Annotated in this window: 18 protein-coding genes and 1 tRNA gene; 10 read left to right on the plus strand and 9 right to left on the minus strand. The window is 32.7% G+C overall.

Annotated features, from left to right (window positions below):
- Window positions 1-3: 3 nt before the first annotated feature.
- The 3 genes from ACUSJC_RS10940 to xrtF are packed head-to-tail and all read right to left on the minus strand — an operon-like array spanning window position 4 to window position 1,834.
- Entirely contained in the window at window positions 4-831 is an 828-nt protein-coding gene (locus ACUSJC_RS10940) for a restriction endonuclease (protein ID WP_449269602.1), read from the minus strand.
- 30 nt (window positions 832-861) lie between these two features.
- The gene (locus ACUSJC_RS10945; protein WP_449269603.1) at window positions 862-1,299 is read right to left on the minus strand and encodes an exosortase F system-associated membrane protein; all 438 of its coding nucleotides are present in this window, start codon (window positions 1,297-1,299) and stop codon (window positions 862-864) included.
- Window positions 1,280-1,834, minus strand: a complete 555-nt coding sequence (gene xrtF, locus ACUSJC_RS10950) for an exosortase family protein XrtF (RefSeq protein ID WP_449269604.1) — start codon at window positions 1,832-1,834, stop codon at window positions 1,280-1,282. The genes ACUSJC_RS10945 and xrtF overlap by 20 nt, the downstream gene beginning before the upstream one ends.
- 64 nt (window positions 1,835-1,898) lie before the next feature.
- Here xrtF and ACUSJC_RS10955 point away from each other — a divergent pair, with 64 nt between their 5' ends.
- The 10 genes from ACUSJC_RS10955 (at window position 1,899) to rpe (ending at window position 14,700) form a co-directional block, all read left to right on the plus strand.
- The gene (locus ACUSJC_RS10955) at window positions 1,899-2,354 is read left to right on the plus strand and encodes a GAF domain-containing protein (protein ID WP_449269605.1); all 456 of its coding nucleotides are present in this window, start codon (window positions 1,899-1,901) and stop codon (window positions 2,352-2,354) included.
- Window positions 2,355-2,446: 92 nt separating this feature from the next.
- Window positions 2,447-2,716: a 30S ribosomal protein S15 gene (gene rpsO, locus ACUSJC_RS10960; protein WP_449269606.1), complete on the plus strand. Its 270-nt coding sequence runs from the start codon at window positions 2,447-2,449 to the stop codon at window positions 2,714-2,716.
- 138 nt (window positions 2,717-2,854) lie between these two features.
- Entirely contained in the window at window positions 2,855-5,026 is a 2,172-nt protein-coding gene (locus ACUSJC_RS10965; RefSeq protein ID WP_449269607.1) for a polyribonucleotide nucleotidyltransferase, read from the plus strand.
- A gap of 99 nt (window positions 5,027-5,125) precedes the next feature.
- Window positions 5,126-5,806, plus strand: coding sequence for a hypothetical protein (locus ACUSJC_RS10970; RefSeq protein WP_449269608.1), 681 nt, complete (start codon window positions 5,126-5,128; stop codon window positions 5,804-5,806).
- Entirely contained in the window at window positions 5,796-8,543 is a 2,748-nt protein-coding gene (locus ACUSJC_RS10975) for a TonB-dependent receptor (RefSeq protein ID WP_449269609.1), read from the plus strand. Before ACUSJC_RS10970 ends, ACUSJC_RS10975 begins: the two co-directional genes overlap by 11 nt.
- 48 nt (window positions 8,544-8,591) lie before the next feature.
- Window positions 8,592-9,743: a DUF4249 domain-containing protein gene (locus ACUSJC_RS10980; RefSeq protein ID WP_449269610.1), complete on the plus strand. Its 1,152-nt coding sequence runs from the start codon at window positions 8,592-8,594 to the stop codon at window positions 9,741-9,743.
- A gap of 84 nt (window positions 9,744-9,827) precedes the next feature.
- Complete coding sequence (locus ACUSJC_RS10985) at window positions 9,828-11,036, plus strand: DUF4249 domain-containing protein (protein ID WP_449269611.1); 1,209 nt, start codon at window positions 9,828-9,830, stop codon at window positions 11,034-11,036.
- Between the two features lie 10 nt (window positions 11,037-11,046).
- The gene (locus tag ACUSJC_RS10990; RefSeq protein ID WP_449269612.1) at window positions 11,047-12,669 is read left to right on the plus strand and encodes a hypothetical protein; all 1,623 of its coding nucleotides are present in this window, start codon (window positions 11,047-11,049) and stop codon (window positions 12,667-12,669) included.
- Window positions 12,670-12,784: 115 nt separating this feature from the next.
- Window positions 12,785-13,648, plus strand: coding sequence for a sigma-70 family RNA polymerase sigma factor (locus ACUSJC_RS10995; RefSeq protein ID WP_014389330.1), 864 nt, complete (start codon window positions 12,785-12,787; stop codon window positions 13,646-13,648).
- 389 nt (window positions 13,649-14,037) lie between these two features.
- The gene (rpe, locus tag ACUSJC_RS11000; RefSeq protein WP_449269613.1) at window positions 14,038-14,700 is read left to right on the plus strand and encodes a ribulose-phosphate 3-epimerase; all 663 of its coding nucleotides are present in this window, start codon (window positions 14,038-14,040) and stop codon (window positions 14,698-14,700) included.
- 108 nt (window positions 14,701-14,808) lie between these two features.
- On the opposite strand, the gene ACUSJC_RS11005 is transcribed toward rpe, so the two are convergent.
- The 6 genes from ACUSJC_RS11005 to ftsA all read right to left on the minus strand — a co-directional run bounded on the left by ACUSJC_RS11005 (window position 14,809) and on the right by ftsA (window position 20,284).
- The gene (locus ACUSJC_RS11005; protein WP_449269614.1) at window positions 14,809-15,228 is read right to left on the minus strand and encodes a CBS domain-containing protein; all 420 of its coding nucleotides are present in this window, start codon (window positions 15,226-15,228) and stop codon (window positions 14,809-14,811) included.
- A gap of 94 nt (window positions 15,229-15,322) precedes the next feature.
- Window positions 15,323-16,132 (minus strand): zinc-dependent peptidase, encoded by an 810-nt coding sequence (locus tag ACUSJC_RS11010; RefSeq protein WP_449269615.1) that lies wholly within the window; start codon window positions 16,130-16,132, stop codon window positions 15,323-15,325.
- A gap of 103 nt (window positions 16,133-16,235) precedes the next feature.
- Window positions 16,236-16,309, minus strand: a tRNA-Arg gene (locus ACUSJC_RS11015).
- A 69-nt stretch (window positions 16,310-16,378) separates the two neighbouring features.
- Entirely contained in the window at window positions 16,379-16,828 is a 450-nt protein-coding gene (locus ACUSJC_RS11020; RefSeq protein WP_449269616.1) for a GatB/YqeY domain-containing protein, read from the minus strand.
- Between the two features lie 121 nt (window positions 16,829-16,949).
- Window positions 16,950-18,899 carry a cell division protein FtsZ gene (gene ftsZ / locus ACUSJC_RS11025; RefSeq protein WP_449269617.1) on the minus strand — a complete coding sequence of 650 codons (1,950 nt, stop codon included), beginning with the start codon at window positions 18,897-18,899 and terminating at the stop codon, window positions 16,950-16,952.
- 11 nt (window positions 18,900-18,910) lie between these two features.
- Window positions 18,911-20,284 (minus strand): cell division protein FtsA, encoded by a 1,374-nt coding sequence (gene ftsA / locus ACUSJC_RS11030; protein ID WP_449269638.1) that lies wholly within the window; start codon window positions 20,282-20,284, stop codon window positions 18,911-18,913.
- Window positions 20,285-20,288 lie beyond the last annotated feature (4 nt).

Raw genomic sequence — 20,288 nt, forward strand, 5'->3', positions numbered from 1 at the left:
TTGTTATCGATTTAAAAGTTCTACACATTCTTGTTTTACGTTTCTCATTCGGCTTTGACTTAGTTTTAATACCGAAAATGCTTTTTCAAAATGCATTAAATCGTAAACCGTCAATACATTTTGCATTAATAGAATTTCTTTTTCTGCCATCGTTAAGGTTGTTAAACAAGTAATGGGGTATACATTGTATTTTTTCACTCTATCGTGAAGACTATTTTCAGGAGGATAATCCCAGCTCAACAACTGTAAACCAGAACAGGAACCGAACTGTTTTGCATCAGTAGTGAAACGGTTATTGGTTACTAACCAACACTGATCTACTCTTTCTTTAGTATTAAAAAAACTATATTCTTTTTTGTTGATATCATTAAATCGCGACAAAATATACATAGGAACTTTTACATCTGTTTTTACCTCATGATTGCCATGAAATTTACATTCTATCATAGCGACATGATTGTCTTTTTTAACAATAACATCCAGTTCATGCGAAATACAATTTCCTTCCACAAAAACATTGGTTTGCGTCTGATATCCTTCTAATTCAAAGATCCGAGCAATAAATTTTTCAAAATAAAATCCGGCCGGACCCAAAGCCATAATTCCTGCTTTGAGATTATAACGTGCGGCTGTAGATTTGGATCTGTTTTTTAAACATTGGAATGCTAATCTGAATATTTTTCGAGAAGTTATACCTTCATAAAGTTTAGGTGTAATTTCATCGATAATTTGCAAAGCTACTTCTCTGGTAGCACCGGATGACGTTAAGGAGCGAATGAGTTTTTCCTGATCAAATTGAACTTCTTCCCCGGAATGTTTTCTAATTTTCATAGCATTTCAATAGAAACACTAATTTACGAATTATTTGACGAACTTTTGATAATAAAAAGCAGGAACGAACAAAATCAAGAATAAAGGTTGAATCAGAAAACGTCTAACATAAAACAACATCATGTAATCGGGATTATAGAAAAGAAGAAGGAAAAAAGAAAAAATCAATACACTAAAAAAGAAAACATACATCCAGAATGCGACAACCATAATTTGTTTTTCTCTAAATAAAAAATACAACACTCCTAATGACAGTATCATATTTATAACGTAACGAAACAATAATCCTAAAAATAATTGAAGAGCATCAAATTGAGGCAAATCCTGATGTTGAAATTCTGTTTTAAAGAAGTCTAAAAACGGATCATAGAAAAGTTTGTTTTCGTAAGCTCTTACTCCTACCAATAATAAAAGTAGTAGCAGTATCATTAAAATTCCTATTTTATCTTTAAACATCTTTTTTGGCATATCCCGAAACCTTAGTTACCCAAAATACCCAGAGCAAGAAAACTACACCATAAATGAAAAGCGGAAAAACAGTTCCATGTAAAAGCCCTTCATATTCAGGATTATAGTATAACGCCAATATTAAGAGTACTATTCTGACTATATTGAGTGCATAAATAAATATTACACCTGAAATTATAAAAATCAATGTTTTTTTAAAACTACTAGAAAAAGCAAATACAAAAGCGGCAAACAAAATTATAATACTTACCGCATTACATCCTTCTATAATTCTAGAAATGTAAACTCCCTTATAAAAAATCTTTATTGACGGTTCTTTTTCATGTTTCAAAATTTGAGCCTTCTGTCCAAATAAATCAAAAACATATTTTGCTTGCTCTGCAACTGTTTTTGAGATACCATCCACTTCATTCAAATCGGGATTGTACTGGTTTAAATACATTTTATACACAAAAGTGCATACAAAGTAAAACAACAGAAACTTAATCAAAAAAAGAAAAAAAGACCTGTACTGAGCTAATAGCACCTTCATCATTTTTTTAACAAAAATATATATTTTTCAATACTTTATAATAAATATTTTTGTAAAAAATATTTCCATGAGTTTTGAAGATTTAAAACCGAAGATTAAAAAAATCATTTTAGAGGACAAAAACAGAGAAGAAAAATTGTTAGCCGTTTGTCAATTGCTACATGATTCTGTCTCTTATTATAATTGGGTAGGATTCTATTTTGCGCAGCAAGAAACCCGAACACTTCATTTGGGTCCTTATGTAGGTGACCCAACGGATCACACGGTTATTCCTTTCGGAAAAGGAATTTGCGGTCAGGTAGCAGAATCTCATCAGAATTTTGTTGTTCCTGATGTTAAAGCACAAGACAATTACATTGCTTGTAGTTTGACTGTAAAATCAGAGATTGTAGTACCTTTATTTGTAGATGGCGTAAATATCGGACAAATAGATATTGACTCCCATGTTATTAATCCGTTTACAGAAGATGACGAGAGATTTTTAGAGTTTGTAAATGAACAAGTTGCTCTTTTATTTCAGTAAGTATTTGTTTTATAGAAAAATAAACTTATCTTTGCACCCGAATTGAGAAACACTCAATTGTACATAAAAATCATTTAAAAAATAATATTGGCATGTATTTAACTAAAGAAGTTAAAGCTGAGATCTTCGCAAAACACGGAGGAAAAGCAGAAAACACCGGTTCATCAGAAGGACAAATTGCATTGTTTACTTTTAGAATCAACCACTTAACTGAACACTTAAAACAAAATCGTCATGATTACAACACTGAGCGTTCATTAGTGAAATTAGTAGGTAAAAGAAGAAGTCTTTTAGATTACTTAAAGAAAAAAGATATCAACAGATATCGTGAGATTATCAAAGAATTAGGTATTAGAAAATAATCAACTAAAGGGGCTTTACGCCCCTTTTTGTTTACAATAAAAGACAGAAAAAAGTTTGGTTTTTCATTGGGTTTCAAACAACTAACAACAACACACAACAACACAACTACCCTTTGTTTAATTAAGAATTAAAATTTTATGATTCCTAAAGTAACCCAAGAAATTATCGATTTGGGTGATGGAAGAACCATCACTATCGAAACAGGTAAACTAGCCAAACAAGCAGACGGTTCTGTCGTGGTTCGTATGGGCGACGCTATGTTACTAGCAACTGCAGTATCAGCCCGTACGGCCAATCCGGGAGTTGACTTTCTTCCGCTAACCGTAGATTACAGAGAAAAATTTGCAGCCGCAGGACGTTTTCCAGGTGGTTTTTTCAAGAGAGAAGCGCGCCCAAGTGATCAGGAAATTTTAACTATGCGTCTTGTTGACCGCGTATTACGTCCTTTATTTCCGGATGATTATCATGCAGAAACACAAATCATGATTCAATTAATGTCTCATGATGATAATGTTATGCCTGATGCTTTAACAGGTTTAGCCGCTTCTGCCGCTTTAGCTGTTTCTGACATTCCCTTTTACAACCTTATTTCAGAAGTTCGTGTAGGTAGAGTTGATGGTAAATTAATCATCAATCCTAGTCGCGAAGAATTAGAACAATCTGACATCGACATGATGATCGGAGCTTCTAAAGATTCTGTTTGTATGGTGGAAGGAGAAATGAAAGAAATCTCTGAAGCCGAAATGGTTGAAGCTATTAAATTTGCTCATGATGCCATCAAAGTACAAATTGAAGCACAAGAAAAATTAAGAGCTGCTTTAGGTACGCCAGCTTATAGAGAATATGAAGGCGAAATTGAAGATGAAGCTGTTAAAGCAAAAGTAAAAGCAGCAGCATACGACAAGTATTATGCTATTGCTCAAGAAGCTTCTTCAAAACAAGAACGTGGCGAAAAATTCGCAGAAGTAAAAGAAGAAGTAAAAGCGTTGTATACAGAAGAAGAGTATGCTGAAAATGAAAATTTATCAGAATTGGTTTCTAAATACAACTACAAAGTACAAAAAGAAGCTGTTCGTAACGTAATTCTTGAAAAAGGAATTCGTTTAGATGGTAGAAAAACAACTGAAATTCGCCCAATTTGGTGTGAAGTTGACTATTTACCTTCTGCTCACGGTTCAGCAATTTTTACACGTGGTGAAACTCAAGCTCTAGCTACGGTAACATTAGGTACATCAAGAGAAGCTAACGTAATTGATTTACCATCAGAACAAGGAGAAGAAAAATTCTATTTACATTATAACTTCCCTCCATTCTCAACCGGAGAAGCAAAACCATTAAGAGGAACTTCAAGAAGAGAAGTTGGTCACGGAAACTTGGCACAACGCGCTCTTAAAAATATGGTTCCTGCAGATTGTCCTTACACCATTCGTGTGGTTTCTGAAGTATTAGAATCTAACGGTTCGTCTTCAATGGCTACTGTTTGTTCGGGAACATTAGCTTTAATGGATGCTGGAATTCAAATGGTAAAACCGGTTTCTGGTATTGCTATGGGATTGATTACAGATGGCGATAAATTTGCCGTATTATCAGATATCTTAGGGGACGAAGATCACTTAGGAGATATGGATTTTAAAGTTACAGGTACTGCCGATGGTATTACTGCATGTCAAATGGACATTAAAATCGAAGGATTGCGTTACGACATTATGGAGCAAGCTTTAGCTCAAGCTCGTGATGGACGTTTACATATCTTAGGAATTTTAACAGATACTATTGCTAAGCCAAATGCTAACGTTAAACCTAAGGCTCCAAAAATTGTAATGAGTTCTATTCCTGCAAGTATGATCGGTGCATTCATTGGTCCTGGAGGAAAAAATATTCAAGAATTACAGAAAAATACGGAAACGACTATCGTTCTTAACGAAGATGGAGACAGAGGTATTGTAGAAATTTTAGGAACAAATCAAGCAGGTATCGATGCTGTTTTAGCAAAAATTGAAGCTATGATTTTCAAACCTGAAGTTGGTGAAGCCTACGAAGTAAAAGTTATAAAAATGTTAGACTTCGGTGCTGTAGTAGAATACACTAGAGCTCCTGGTCAAGAAGTTTTATTACACGTTTCCGAATTAGCTTGGGAAAGAACTGAAAAACCGAGCGATGTGGTTAACATGGGCGACGTGTTTATGGTAAAATATTTAGGTATTGATCCTAAAACTAGAAAAGAAAAAGTTTCTAGAAAACAATTATTACCAAGACCGCCTAGAGAGGATAAAAAACCAATAGAGAAAAAAGAAAATCCACAAGGTTAATTTATTTAATTAATTCAAATACCAGAAAACTCTCCTTCTTAATGGAGAGTTTTTTTTTATTATTTTTCGTATGTTTGAAATTCTTAAATAATTTTCTTGATGAAAAAAATAACTCTACTGTTACTTACCTTAAATTACTGTGTTCTTGCTTTCTGTCAAGAAGCCAAATATTTAACCGAATTAGACAGTTCTATCGGTATCGAAAACCTACCTTTCCATAGTGGAATATTCCATCTAGATGTCTTGAAGCCTTCTTCAGATTCTCCAACAGACATTTATTTTCTATCCGAAATAAAACTCGGAGCATTTATTTACAACAATCAATTATATTCGGATTTAAATCTAAAATATGACGTCTATAATGACCAATTAGTATATTATCATTCAAATACTGCCACAAATGGAGGAATTGTTCTTGAGAGAACTAAGATAAAGGAGTTTTTTTTAGAAGATTACCACTTTATAAAGAATGATTCTTTGGGCTATATGGAATTAAAATTTAATTTTAAAAATAACAGTAAACTTCTCATAAAACATTTCAAAGGAAAATTAGAAAGGGTTAATTCAAAAGGAATTAGTTGGTATTTTCAGAACAAATCTTATTTTTATTTCGAAAACAACGAGGGACTTTTTCTTATTAAGAATAAAAAATCAGTAACAAAGTTATTCCCAAAGAAAAAAGAAGAAATATCTCATTTTTACAAGAATAACGACTTGTTATTAAAAAACGACAAAACTGATTTTTACAAAAAATTATTCCAATCACTTTATGAAAACTAAAATAATAATCTCCTTTCTGTTTTTTCTGCTCTCCCTTGGAGCTTATTGTCAATCCAATACTTTTTCTATATCTTTTGATAATTCAACATTACAAGAATGCATCAATAAAATTGAAGGACAAGAACATTATAATTTCTTTTATGAAGAATCTTGGTTTAACAACCCAAATAATATCGTTGTAAATAAGAACTATGAAAATGCTACAATTGATGAAATTCTTGGTGATATATTTTCTGAAACCAATCTTAATTTTTTCATCAAAGACAAAAGTATCTTTTTAACTAAAAACATTGCTATTTTCAATAATTTTGAAATTCTAGAAGTAAAAAAAGACTCTATTATAGTAAATGAAATTGCAACGATAAGCTCTATTCAAAAAGAAACACCTCAAGCTAATAACTCCATTCAAAAAATTACTTTAGGAAAAGAAAATTTCAAAACACAGAAGCAAAAAGTTAAACTAAAGGGGAAATTAGTAAATACAGTTACCAATTCTCCTATCGACAATTTAGTTCTGAAATGCGGTGATAAAATAGCATACTCTGATTTTGAAGGTAATTTCAGCATAGAATTGACTAAGGGAAAAAACATTATTGAAGTTAAATCCCTTAATTATGAAACAACTACTTTAGAAGTAACTATTTATAGCGACGCCGAACACACTTTCTTTTTACATGAAAAAATTAATTTCCTCAACGAAATAATCCTTACTAAAAATTTAAACAACAATTTAAATTCTTCAACTACCGGAAAGGTAAGCTATACTGCCGAAGAAATAAAAAACATTCCGATGGTTTTAGGAGAGCGTGACATTATTAAAGTCACTACAACTATGCCTGGCTTCAAAACAGCCGGAGAAGGGAGCTCCGGTATTAATGTTAGAGGTGGCCGCACTGATCAAAATCTTTTTTTATTAGATAACGCAACGATTTATAACCCAACTCACCTATTTGGTTTATTCTCTTCTGTTAACCCTTATATTGTTAGCAATGTTAATGTTTATAAAAGCGGAATTCCTGCGGAATATGGAGGGCGTCTTTCCTCTGTTTTTGACATCTCTACAAAAAACAAAATTGAATCTAAAATTAACGGAGAAGGAAGTATAGGTCCTGTTACAGGAAATCTAATGGTGAAAACTCCCATTATAAAAGAAAAATCAGACTTGATGATTGCTGCTCGATCTTCTTATTCTGATTGGATATTAAAATCTCTTGACAATGAAGATCTAAAAAACAGCAAGGCTTCTTTCTATGACCTTTATCTAAAGTATTCTCATAAAATAAATTCAAAAAACAGAGTTGATGTTTCTTCTTATCTAAGCAATGATAATTTTAACATTTCAAGAGACTCTTTGTATAATCATAAGAACTCTTTCGTTGCTGTAAAATGGTCTAACGAAATAAATGACAAAACCAATTTGAATGTTTTTTATTCTTATAGTAACTATCGTTTTAATTTAGAATACAACGGCCTTTATGACAACTCTTTTGATTATCTGTTTAGCATCAGACAAAATGAATTGGGGGCAAAACTAAATAAAAATGTAAGTGAAAAAATAAAAATATCATATGGATTAAGTTCTAAATTGTATAATTTAAATCCCGGGGAGCTATCTCCTAAAGACGAAAACAGCATTTTACAAACTATAAATATTCAAAAAGAGAAAGGACTTGAATCCGGTATTTATTTCTCTACTATCTATAATTTAAATGAAGACTTAACTATTAATTCGGGATTAAGAATAAGTAATTATTTAGCTTTAGGAGAAAGAACTGTTAACTTTTACGACAGTAATTATCCAAGAGATGAAGGTTCCTTATTAGAATCTAAACAATATGCAAACAATGGCATTATCAAGTCTTATTACGGTTTTGAACCTCGTCTTTCTTTACGATATAAAATCACTGAAAATATTGCTGTAAAAGGCAGCTATGACAGAACAAATCAATACATTCATTTGATGTCTAGTAACACTACTCAATCGCCTTTAGACACATGGAAAACATCAGATAATAATATAAAACCTCAAAATGCTGATCAATTCTCTATTGGTATCTATAGTAACCTATCCCAATCTAACTTAGAACTAAGTTTAGAAAGTTACTATAAAAAAATACACAATATTTTAGATTATAAAACTGGCGCAGATCTCTTTTTAAATAACGCTATAGAAACAGAGCTATTGAGCGGTAAGGGTAAAGCTTATGGAATAGAGTTTTTAGTTAAAAAACAAGTTGGTAAATTGAACGGTTTCTTAGGGTATACCTATTCTAGAACTTTTGTTAAAATACAGAGTCAGTTTCCTAAAGACCAAATAAATAATGGTGAATATTATCCTGCAAATTTTGATAAACCTCATGATTTAAGTTTGGTCTTAAATTATAAATTCACACAACGCTATAGTTTTTCAATGAATTTTAATTATCAAACGGGAAGACCGATAACTTATCCTGTTGGAAAATATGTTTTTTCAAATTCTGAATATGTCCTATATAGTGACCGAAATGCTTTCAGGATTCCGGATTATTACAGACTGGATGTAGGAGTTAATATTGAAGGTAATCATAAACGAAAAAAATTAGCACATAGCTTTTGGAACTTTTCTGTTTACAACTTACTAGGAAGAAACAATCCTTACTCAATTTATTTTGTAACTGAGAACGGCGATGTAAAAGCATATAAAACATCTATTTTTAGCATTCCTATCCCTACATTAACTTATAATTTTAAATTTTAAGAAATGTCTAAAAAAATCAAACATATTACATGTTGCTTAATATTAATAATGCTAGGAATCAGATGTACCGAGCCATATTCTCTAAATACTGAAAATTTTGAAGATTACTTAGTGGTGGAAGCAACAATAACTAATGAATATAAGCATCATGAAATAACGTTAACCAGAACATTTCCTCTTGAGAATGACAACATTCCTTATGAGCGTAATGCAACTGTGTACATCTCTGATTCGGAAGGAAACGTTATAAATTTCAATGAAGAAGACAATAGTTATATTTCTGAAACCGAATTTAGCGCCGAAACTGGTAAAAGCTATACACTACATATAAAAACTACAGATGGTGAAGAGTATGTATCTGAAAATGTTCAATTAACAACTGCTACTTCACTAAGTTCAGTAAATGCTGTACGAATGAATTATTACGACGTTGATGGTGTCGCTATTATTGCAAACAGTTATGACCCAAACAACACCTCTAAATTTTACAGATATGAATATGAAGAAACAAACAAAATTGTAACTCCTTTATTGATTTTTGATAGTTTAGCTGTCTCTGGATACGACGAACTTTCTTATATATTTACAGTTGTCCCTAAAACAGAAAATTCGAGAACTTGTTTTAAGACTGTTAATTCTAATGACATTTTACAGTACAGCACGGTTGACCAAAACGAAGATCGTGTTGAGGATTTTGTAGTACGATTTATAAGTAAAGATGATTATATTATTGCCAATGGCTTTAGCATTTTGGTCAAACAATACATTCAATCCCCTTCTTCTTATTTTTATTACAAAACATTAAATAACATCAATTCTTCAGGAGAAATCCTCTCCCCTACACAACCCGGTTTTTTGTATGGAAACTTATCGTGTACTACAAATGAAAATAAGAAAGTTGTAGGATTCTTTGATATATCTTTTTATTCCGAATCAAGAGTTTATTTCGACTTTGAAGACATTTTTCCAGATGAGACCTATCCTCAATATCCTTACGATTGCTCTATACGGACTTTCGATGCAACATTTATTTGCTGTGCAGAATGTCCACCAGAATGTAAAGGTAATTTAGGATCGTGGACTAACGAAAAAGTCATAGCTTATGTATCAGGAACCTTTCCTTATTTTGATATGGCTTTATTCGAATGTAGTGATTGCAGAGAACTTGGCTCAATTAATCAACCCTCTTTTTGGCCTTAAAATTATTATACATGAAAGTATATTTGATAATAATGAACAAAATCTAAACAAAATAAAAAGTTCCTTTGCTTAACTTAAAAAAATATGACTAAAATAATTAAACATATAATACTTTGCTTAATGTTAATAGCATTAGCAATCAGATGTACCGAACCATATTCTCTAAATACTGAGAACTTCGAGGATTACTTAGTAGTGGAAGCAACCATAACTAATGAGTATAAGCATCATAAAATAACATTGACCAGAACATTTCCTCTTGAGAATGAAGATATTCCTTATGAACATAATGCAACTGTGTATATCTCTGATTCAGAAGGAAACAGTATAAACTTCGATGAAGAAGACAATAGTTATATTTCTGAAACCGAATTTAGCGCCGAAGCTGGTAAAAGCTATACACTACATATAAAAACTACAGATGGTGAAGAGTATGTATCTGAAAATGTTCAATTAACAACTGCAACCTCTTTAAGTTCAGTAAATGCTGTACGAATGAATTATTATGGTGTAGATGGTGTTGCAATTCTTGTTAATAGCTATGACCCAAATAATGCATCTCAATTTTATAGATATGAATACGAAGAAACTAGTAAAATTGTTGTCCCAAAACCAAGCAATGACAGCTTAGTCGTATCAGGCTATGATGAAAACACATATACATTTAGTATTGACCAAAGAACATCAGAATCAAAAACCTGCTTTAAAACGGTCAACTCTAATGATATTTTACAATACAGTACTGTTGACCAAAATGAAGATCGTGTTAATGCTTTTATAATTAGATTTATAAGTAAGGATGATTATACTATTGCTAATGGCTATAGTATTCTGGCAAAACAATACATACAATCCTCCTCTTCCTATTTTTATTATAAAACTTTAAACGACATCAATGCTTCCGGAGAAATCCTATCTCCTATGCAACCCGGTTTTCTATACGGAAATCTATCCTGTACGACAAACAGTAATAAGAAGGTCGTAGGTTTTTTTGACATGTCCTTTTATTCCGAGTCAAGAGTTTATTTCGATTTTGAAGACATTTTCCCAAGTGAGCCCCATCCTCAATACCCTTTTGAATGCACTGTTTCAACATATGATGCTACACTTGTTTGTCCGCCTGGAGGTAGTAATTGTAATGATACTTATGGAAAATACAACTTAGGAAGCTTAACTAGAGGAAAAAATATATCCTTATTTTTAGGTAATCATCCTTACTATGATATGGTATTAACTGAATGTACCGACTGTAGAATACTTGGATCAAATGTTCAACCTCCTTTTTGGCCTTAAAATTATACATATGAAAATAACTTTTTTCCTTTTTTTCTTTCTTGTAGTACTGAATTTACATTCACAAAATTCAGATATCTTTAGTACAAGTAATGAAACTTTTTATATCCAGACTAATGATGACACTTATATAACAGGTGAAACATTATTCTATGATTTAATGATAAACAATACAACAGACACCCTATCAAGCAAAATTGTTTATATTGAGTTAATCAATCAAAAGAAACAAACAATTAAACAACAAAAAGAAACAAAAAATAATCATATTAAAGGAGATATCTTTTTAAAAACAGACTTAGAAACAGGAATTTATAAATTGATAGTGTACTCTAAGAAATCATTACTACAGAATAATACTAATTTTTCTGAAATAGAAATTTCTATAATCAATCCTTATCAGTCTAATGACTCGTTTTTTGTAGAAACAAATGATACTATATTAACTGAGAATAACATTCAATTAATCCATAATGAAAAATTTAATCCTAGAGAAAAAATTAACATAAAGATCCCTGAGTTTAACTCTAATAATATTTCTGTCTCTGTTAAAAAAGACAATCGTTATTCGCTTTTAAATCCTTCTAAATCCGAAAACAGATCCCTAAAAAGTACTTCTCCAACTTTAAATTATGCCAATCTACCTGAGGTCAGAGGAGAAATAATTAGCGGTAAAGTAGTAAATTATGAGCCTAAAGATAAAATTACTGACTATATAAGTCTTTCAACTTTGAACAATGATGTTGCAACAAAAATATCAAAAATAGAGAAAGACGGAAGTTTCATCTTTCAATTAGAGCAACCCATCTACTCAGATGAAATCTTGTTACAGCCATTATTCGAAAATACTTCTTTTAATATCCAATTAGACGCTATTTCATTTGATTATTCTAAACTAATTTGGAATACCCATTTAAAAATCCCTAGAAAGAATTTATCTAATATTAATGACAGAGCAATTTCTAATCAAATTGAAATAGCCTATTATAATTCAAAAAAAGACACTATTCTTCAAAACACAAAGAAATCCTATTTTTATTACCCTAATTACAAAGAAATTAAACTAGATGATTACACTAGGTTTAATACTGTAAAAGAAGTCATCGTTGAAGTTTTAGATAGAGTTGTTACAAAAAAAATAGATGGTACAAACTACATTTATATCTTTAACCCAATTACCAATCCTCTAAGAAACTTACCTGCTCTTGTTTTACTCAATGGAATAATTGTTCAAGATTATGATGTTCTGTTTAAATTGAACGCAAAAAAAATCGATCGTATTGAATTAATTGAAGACAAATTTTATTTAGGAGCAAAAACTTATGATGGTTTAATAAATTTTATTTCTGAAAACAATGTACTTGATGTGAACTTTTCACCATATCAAATCATAAAAATTACTCCAACATTACAAGAAAAGAAATATTATAAAGAAGATTATTCTAAGAACAAGAAGAATCGTATTCCGGACCAACGTTATAATCTGTATTGGAATCCTAATGTTCGCTCTAATTCTGAAATTTCATTTTTCACTTCCGATGTTGAAGGATCATTTTTAATAACTATTGATGTAATGAATCAGAATGGGGCAAAAAAAACATATACTCAAAGTTTTACTGTAGAAAGGAAATAGCTGGCTTTTTTAGTCCTATCAAAAGTATAAAAAAGAAAAAAAACATTTTTTTGTAACTTTTTGTATACTCGTTACGTATAAGTACTGAACTTAAAAGAACAAAGGAGAGAAATAAATGAGACAGCTCAAAATTACGAAGCAGGTAACTAACCGTGAAACTGCTTCATTAGACAAATATCTTCAAGAGATTGGTAAAGTTGATCTTATTACTGCTGATGAAGAGGTAGAATTAGCTCAAAGAATTAAAGCCGGTGACCAAAGAGCACTTGAAAAATTAACCAAAGCTAACTTGCGTTTCGTAGTATCTGTTGCAAAACAATACCAAAATCAAGGACTTACACTTCCCGATTTAATTAATGAAGGTAACTTAGGTTTGATTAAAGCCGCTCAACGTTTTGACGAAACTCGTGGTTTCAAATTCATTTCGTATGCAGTTTGGTGGATTCGTCAATCTATTCTACAAGCATTGGCAGAACAATCACGTATTGTACGTTTACCATTAAATAAAATTGGTTCTATCAACAAAATCAACAAAATGTATGCTTTGTTAGAGCAATCTAACGAACGTGCTCCTTCTGCTGAAGAAATTGCTAAAGAGCTTGACATGACGGTAAATGACGTAAAAGAGTCCATGAAAAACTCTGGACGTCACTTATCAATGGATGCTCCACTTGTTGAAGGTGAAGACTCTAACTTATATGATGTATTGCGTTCCGGAGAATCTCCGAACCCAGACAGAGAGTTAATTCACGAATCTTTACAAACGGAAATCGAAAGAGCTTTAGAAACTTTAACTCCTAGAGAAGCAGATGTTGTTCGTTTATATTTTGGTTTAGGGGATCAACATCCAATGACTTTAGAGGAAATCGGAGAAACTTTTGATTTAACTCGCGAGCGTGTTCGTCAAATTAAAGAAAAAGCAATTCGCAGACTAAAACATACTTCTAGAAGTAAAATTTTAAAAACATATTTAGGATAATACTTTTTAGTATTACACTAGCAAACGCAACAACAGTTCAATAACTGTTCGTTTTTTGATTGATGATTGAAACCTCGGCTGATTACCGAGGTTTTGTTTTTTACAAGGCAAACAAAAACTCGGTCTGTTCGCTTTGCTCGAGTGTCCGAGGTTTTGTTTTTTACAAGGCAAACAAAAACTCGGTCTGTTCGCTTTGCTCGAGTGTCCGAGGTTTTGTTTTTTACAAAGTTCAACATTCCAAGTTCCATGTTGATTATTCAAAATTTAAATGCTAAAATTTTGAATGATGAAATATTTTTATTTATCGTACCTTTGCCGAAACAACATAACAACAGATTAATTCACTATTCATTTTTGAATTTTGATTAACAAATTTTGAACTAACTACTATGAGCAAAAACACACTTATTGCCCCTTCAGTTTTAGCAGCCGACTTTGCTAATTTGCAACGCGACATCGAAATGATTAATCAAAGTGAAGCCGATTGGTTTCATATTGATATTATGGACGGCGTTTTTGTACCGAATATTTCTTTTGGTATGCCGGTTTTAGATGCCATCAACAAACACGCTAAAAAAACTATTGATGTACACTTAATGATTGTTGACCCTGATCGTTACATTTCGACTTTTAAAAAATTAGGAGCAAACATCCTAACGGTTCATTACGAAGCTTGCACGCACTTGCATCGCACACTTCAAGCTATAAAAGCAGAAGGAATGAAAGCCGGAGTTGCTATTAATCCTCATACTAATATCATGCTTTTAGAAGATATAATTCAAGACATCGACTTAGTTTGTGTCATGAGTGTTAACCCGGGTTTTGGCGGACAATCTTTCATTGAAAATACGTATGATAAAGTAAGAAAGCTAAAACAACTTATTGAAAGTAAAAATGCATCGACGGTTATCGAAATTGACGGCGGTGTAACCAATAAAAACGCGAAAGCTCTAGTTGATGCTGGCGCAGATATTTTAGTGGCCGGAAGTTATGTTTTCGGCGCTCAAGATCCGATTGCTACTATAGCCGACTTAAAAGCTATTACAAAATAAAATTCAGTCCAAAACCACTACTTCGAACAAAGAGAGATGTCTCCTAATTTGTTTTTATGAGATTTCTCCCTTTGGTCGAAATGACAAAGTATCTTTTATATTGAATTTCTAATATTGGTTTATTAAATATTTAATCAAATCCGTTGTGGTTAAAATCCCTACAAGCAAATTTCCTTCACAAACCGGAAGCGCATGAAATTCTTTGGAAGCTAATATTTCTGCAGCTTCTTTAATCGTAGTCTCCGGAGCAATCGAAATCAAGTTTTTAGCCATCACTTGTTCTACCGTAAACATATTATAAACGGTTGTATCTACCACTTCATCGTCGTCATCCACCGCATCGGCAAATGAAATCCGAAGTAAATCGGTATAGCTTAACATTCCTAAAATCTTATTTCCACTCACCACCGGAATATGACGAATATGGTTTTTCTTAAATAATTGTTCCGCTTTAGTCAAATCATCGGAAACATTCAACTTAATTACATTTGTGGTCATTATAGTTGAAACAGGAACTCTTTGTTTCATGATACTTAATTTTTGATTACTTCTCAAAGTTAAGCATAAAAAAACTTTAGTTTTAAACCTTAAATCATTGGAAATGAATCGTTTTTTTTGTATTTTATAAGCTAATCAATTCCGGATTATAATTAATCATTGTTTTCACTTTTAAATACAATTCGGGGAATTCCGCTTGAAATTGGTTTGGCGTTTCAAAAAAATGTTCCAAAATTACCGCTATAAATTCAAAATCGTTGGTATAGGCATAAATTCTGAAGTAATTAGATTCCACCAGTCTTTTATGATTAGGCGGATGTTTGACTTGCTGCATAATTTCATCATACGTCACCGAAAAAATAGTAGATGAGGTATCCGTACTTTTTAATCCTTGATAATGGAGTACATGTCCAAATTCGTGTAGCCCAAGATTCAAATTATCAGTAGTAATCTTGTATCCCTCCTTAAAATGTTTCCAAGAAAAGACAATAGCTTTTATCAATGGATTGAATTCTCCTTTATGGTAATTCTCATTCATGGCCGAATAATACACATCAGGAAACACAATTATTTTATCAATAACATCAAATGTAAACCGACGCATTCCAAAAGTCAACATCACAGCCGTAGCTGAAATCAACACTTTCATTTCGTCCGTTACTTCAACTCCTTCTTTACCATAAAAAGGGTATTTATTGATAAATGTAGCCACCCGATGTTCGAAATACTGTTTTTGTTTAGGTTTTAGTTTCTGGTAAAATTCAAATTGTTGTTGTAAAATGTCCAATTGTACGAAACTCAATCTTTTAGGAAACAGATAGAAATGAATGTAAATAGGCTTTCTAAAAAAATAAGCATATATAGGCTCAACAACAACATTGAATGCAAAAAAAAGCGTAAAAAGTATGCCTAAAAAAAGTAGTGTATATTCCAAAAGCCTGTAATTGTGTTTTGGCTAATGTAACTATAAAAAATGAGGTTTTAAACAGAAAAAGTCTAAGTAAAAAACTTAGACTTCTTTGTTTAATTTGATTTTGTGACCCTGAAGGGAGTCGAACCCCCAACCGCTGGAGCCGAAATCCAGTGCTCTATCCAATTGAGCTACAGAGCCATTTTAAGAAAATAGAAGAAAGAAGCTAGAGAAAAGACTTTGTTTTATTCTTTCTTCCATTTGCTAATACTATGCTAAAAGTTTTTTAACTACAGTAGAAATGGTTTTTCCGTCAGCTTGTCCTGCTAATTCTTTTGAAGCAGCTCCCATTACTTGTCCCATAGCAGCCATTCCTGAAAAACCGCCGTCAGCAATAATTTTTGCCACCGCAACTTCTACTTCTGCTTCTGACAACTGAGCCGGTAAAAACTTCTCAATTACTGCTACTTGAGCCAATTCCGGTTCTGCTAAGTCAGCTCTACCTTGTTCTGTGTAGATCGCAGCACTGTCTTTGCGTTGTTTTACTAATTTTTGCAATAATTTTATTTCATCATCAGCAGCTAATTCATCTTTAGCTCCTGATTCTGTTTTTGCTAAAATAATTCCTGATTTTATGGCTCTTAAAGCTTCTAAAGCTACTGCATCTTTTGCTTTCATAGCTTCTTTCATTTGATCCATAATTTGTTTTTCTAAGCTCATATCTTTATCTTTTGAATATTAATTTTTTCTCATTGGAACTAATCCCAAAATTTCTCGTGCAAAAATAATAAAAAAACCCGAAAAAATCCGGGTTTTAATGAGTAGGTAGGGAGTCTATAGATTAGTCTACATTGTCGTGTAGAAAAGAATTATTTGAACGCAACTGCAAATCATCATTACTATCTGTTCCTAAGGACATTCTAGATGTATTGTTGATTTGCGGCGTAGATGTAACGTCAATTCCCATACGCTTATAAGCAGGTTCATTTTCTATTTTATCAATATTAGCAGCACTAGTATTGAATTTATAGTTGAACTCTTTCATTTTTCTTTTGCGCTCTTCTGCTCTGGCTTTAAGCGTTTCTTCAATTGACATTTCAAAAGGCGAAACATTTTCTTCTTGGCTAGCAAAATTAGCGTGTGGATTTTCCTTTTGCTTTACTACAATATTCAACGATTCGTCAACCGGTTGTTGAACTTGAGCTACAGGCTTAACCACTTCTTTAATTTCCTCTTTTTCTTCGAAATCTTCTAAAGAATATTTAATCACTCCCGATTGTGATACTTCCGTTACAGGCACTACATGAATAGGCTCTTTCACTTCCATTTTCTTAGTTTCATCAGAAACATCAAAGATGGTTTTTTGTGCCGCTTTTGGCTCTTCAAACAAGTCAAAAGAATAATTAAACTCTTTTTTCTCTACCACAAATTCAGGTTCTACTACTTCCATATTTTTTACTTCAGAAGTAATGATTTCAAAACTTGGAGCAGCTTCCGCTTTTGGAGCAACAATTTCAAATGTTACATCAATATTTTTGATAGCATCAGTAGTTGCAACCAAATCCATCGATGGTTTTTCATGAATCTCAAAAGGTTTTGGTTCTTCCTCTAAAGAAAAAACAATCTTTTCTTCTTTTACCTGATCAGCAATAGGATTAATAATATCTTGTTTAGGTGATTCCGCTTTTACTTCATTTTGAATGGGAGCCGAATAACTTGCTTGTATTTTTTGGCTTAAATCGTGAACAATTCGTTGTTCGTCTTCCAATGAGTGAATGATTTTTTTAGGCTCGGTATTTACAATTTCAGCTTGTTGCTCAATATTAAACCCCGTAGCAATTACAGTAACTGCAACAGCATCTCCTAAAGTTTCATCTTCACCAACACCCATGATGATGTTCGCATTGAACCCTGCTTCTGTTTGAATATGGTCGTTGATCTCTCCGATTTCGTCTAATGTAATTTCGGTAGTTCCGGAAACGATTAACAACAATACGTTTTTAGCACCGTTAATTTTATTATCATTTAACAATGGAGAATCTAATGCACTAACAATAGCTTGTTTTGCACGATCTTCACCGTCAGCCATAGCAGAACCCATTATTGCTGTTCCACTATTTGCCAAAACAGTTTTAGCATCGCGCAAGTCAATATTTTGAGTATAGTGATGTGTAATTACTTCTGCAATTCCTTTAGCAGCAGTAGCTAACACTTCATCCGCTTTTGAAAATCCGGCTTTAAAACCTAAATTTCCATACACTTCTCTCAATTTATTGTTGTTGATTACGATTAAAGAGTCGACTTGTTTACGTAATCTTTCTACTCCGTTCATGGCTTGTTCTGAACGAATTTTCCCTTCAAACTGGAATGGAATAGTTACAATACCAACGGTTAAAATGTCTCTTTCTTTAGCCAATTGAGCAATTACGGGAGCAGCACCAGTACCTGTACCTCCACCCATACCTGCGGTAATGAAGAGCATTTTTGTGTTAGTATCTAACATTTTTTCAATTTCAGCAATACTTTCAATAGCAGATTGCTGTCCAACTTCAGGGTTTGCCCCTGCACCTAAACCTTCAGTAAGAGTTACCCCTAACTGAACCTTATTGGGCACAGAGCTGTTTTGTAAAGCTTGAGAATCGGTATTACAAACAACAAAATCAACACCTTTGATTCCTTGTTTGAACATGTGGTTAATAGCATTACTACCACCACCTCCAACTCCAATCACTTTGATAACGTTTGACTGGTTTTTCGGTAAATCAAAAGAAATACTTGTAAATTCTGACATAATGGTACTTTTTATTCGGCGTTATCTAAAAATTCTTTAATCTTCTCTATATACTTATCAAAAAATGACTTTTTGATTTTATCTTCAGTAGTCTCGGGTTCGGGTTTCTGAATTTCTTCAACCGTATCCTCTACTACTTCCTTTATCTCTTCTACTACTACAGGTTTAGTCACAACAACCGGCTCTTCTTTTTTCATTTCTATAAAAGGAGTAGCACTTTTGGTATTGTTACGAATGCTGTTCATTACTAAACCTACAGCTGTTGCGTATAATGGGCTTGATAATTCTTCATCTGAATTACCCGCTAAATGTTCGTTTGGATATCCAATTCTCGTATCCATACCTGTGATGTATTCCACCAATTGTTTGATGTGGTTCAATTGGGCACCACCTCCTGTTAACACAATTCCTGCGATTAACTTTTTCTTCGGATTCTCGTGTCCATACAATTTGATTTCGGCATATACTTGCTCAATAATTTCCACTACACGCGCGTGGATGATTTTAGACAAGTTTTTCAACGAAATTTCTTTAGGTTCACGTCCTCTTAAACCGGGAATAGACACAATTTCGTTGTCTTTATTTTCTCCAGGCCAAGCCGATCCGAATTTTACTTTAAGTAATTCTGCTTGTTTTTCGATAATCGAACAACCTTCTTTGATGTCTTCCGTAATTACATTTCCTCCGAAAGGAATAACTGCTGTATGACGAATGATTCCATCTTTAAAAATAGCTAGATCAGTTGTTCCGCCACCTATATCAATTAAAGCCACACCGGCTTCTTTTTCTTCTTGACTTAATACCGCATCTGCTGATGCTAAAGGTTCTAATGTTAATCCTGAAAGTTCTAAACCAGAACTTTTTACACAACGACCAATATTACGAATGGATGCTGCTTGACCAACCACTACATGAAAACTAGCCTCTAACCGTCCACCTGACATACCAACCGGTTCTTTCGTTTCGGTTTGTCCGTCGATTTTGAACTCTTGTGGCAGTACATGAATGATTTCCTCTCCTGGTAACATTGCCAATTTATGTACCTGACCTATCAACATATCAATATCCATATCACCGATTACCTCTTCCGCATTTTGACGGCTGATGTAATCACTGTGTTGAATACTACGAATGTGCTGTCCGGCAATACCGACCACCACATCATTGATTTTATAACCTGAATCGTTTTCAGCTTCTATAACCGCTTGTTGAATAGACTGAATGGTCTGGGTAATATTATTAACCACACCTCTATGAACACCTAAACTCTTAGACTTTCCTACTCCAAGAATTTCCAGCTTCCCATATTCGTTCTTTTTACCTATCATGGCTACAATTTTTGTAGTCCCGATATCTAAACCTACTGCAATGTTATCTCTGTTCATCATT

The organism is Flavobacterium sp. U410 (assembly GCF_053570605.1).

Bases quoted from the DNA above. Each gene is read 5' to 3' on its own strand.
- ACUSJC_RS10965 (WP_449269607.1), top strand. From the start codon at position 2,855: ATGATTCCTAAAGTAACCCAAGAAATTATCGATTTGGGTGATGGAAGA.
- ACUSJC_RS10955 (WP_449269605.1), top strand. From the start codon at position 1,899: ATGAGTTTTGAAGATTTAAAACCGAAGATTAAAAAAATCATTTTAGAG.
- ACUSJC_RS10995 (WP_014389330.1), top strand. From the start codon at position 12,785: ATGAGACAGCTCAAAATTACGAAGCAGGTAACTAACCGTGAAACTGCT.
- ACUSJC_RS10985 (WP_449269611.1), top strand. From the start codon at position 9,828: ATGACTAAAATAATTAAACATATAATACTTTGCTTAATGTTAATAGCA.
- xrtF (WP_449269604.1), bottom strand. From the start codon at position 1,834: ATGATGAAGGTGCTATTAGCTCAGTACAGGTCTTTTTTTCTTTTTTTG.
- ftsA (WP_449269638.1), bottom strand. From the start codon at position 20,284: ATGAACAGAGATAACATTGCAGTAGGTTTAGATATCGGGACTACAAAA.
- rpe (WP_449269613.1), top strand. From the start codon at position 14,038: ATGAGCAAAAACACACTTATTGCCCCTTCAGTTTTAGCAGCCGACTTT.
- ACUSJC_RS10945 (WP_449269603.1), bottom strand. From the start codon at position 1,299: ATGCCAAAAAAGATGTTTAAAGATAAAATAGGAATTTTAATGATACTG.
- ftsZ (WP_449269617.1), bottom strand. From the start codon at position 18,899: ATGTCAGAATTTACAAGTATTTCTTTTGATTTACCGAAAAACCAGTCA.
- ACUSJC_RS10975 (WP_449269609.1), top strand. From the start codon at position 5,796: ATGAAAACTAAAATAATAATCTCCTTTCTGTTTTTTCTGCTCTCCCTT.
- ACUSJC_RS11005 (WP_449269614.1), bottom strand. From the start codon at position 15,228: ATGAAACAAAGAGTTCCTGTTTCAACTATAATGACCACAAATGTAATT.
- ACUSJC_RS10980 (WP_449269610.1), top strand. From the start codon at position 8,592: ATGCTAGGAATCAGATGTACCGAGCCATATTCTCTAAATACTGAAAAT.
- ACUSJC_RS10940 (WP_449269602.1), bottom strand. From the start codon at position 831: ATGAAAATTAGAAAACATTCCGGGGAAGAAGTTCAATTTGATCAGGAA.
- ACUSJC_RS10970 (WP_449269608.1), top strand. From the start codon at position 5,126: ATGAAAAAAATAACTCTACTGTTACTTACCTTAAATTACTGTGTTCTT.
- rpsO (WP_449269606.1), top strand. From the start codon at position 2,447: ATGTATTTAACTAAAGAAGTTAAAGCTGAGATCTTCGCAAAACACGGA.
- ACUSJC_RS11020 (WP_449269616.1), bottom strand. From the start codon at position 16,828: ATGAGCTTAGAAAAACAAATTATGGATCAAATGAAAGAAGCTATGAAA.
- ACUSJC_RS10990 (WP_449269612.1), top strand. From the start codon at position 11,047: ATGAAAATAACTTTTTTCCTTTTTTTCTTTCTTGTAGTACTGAATTTA.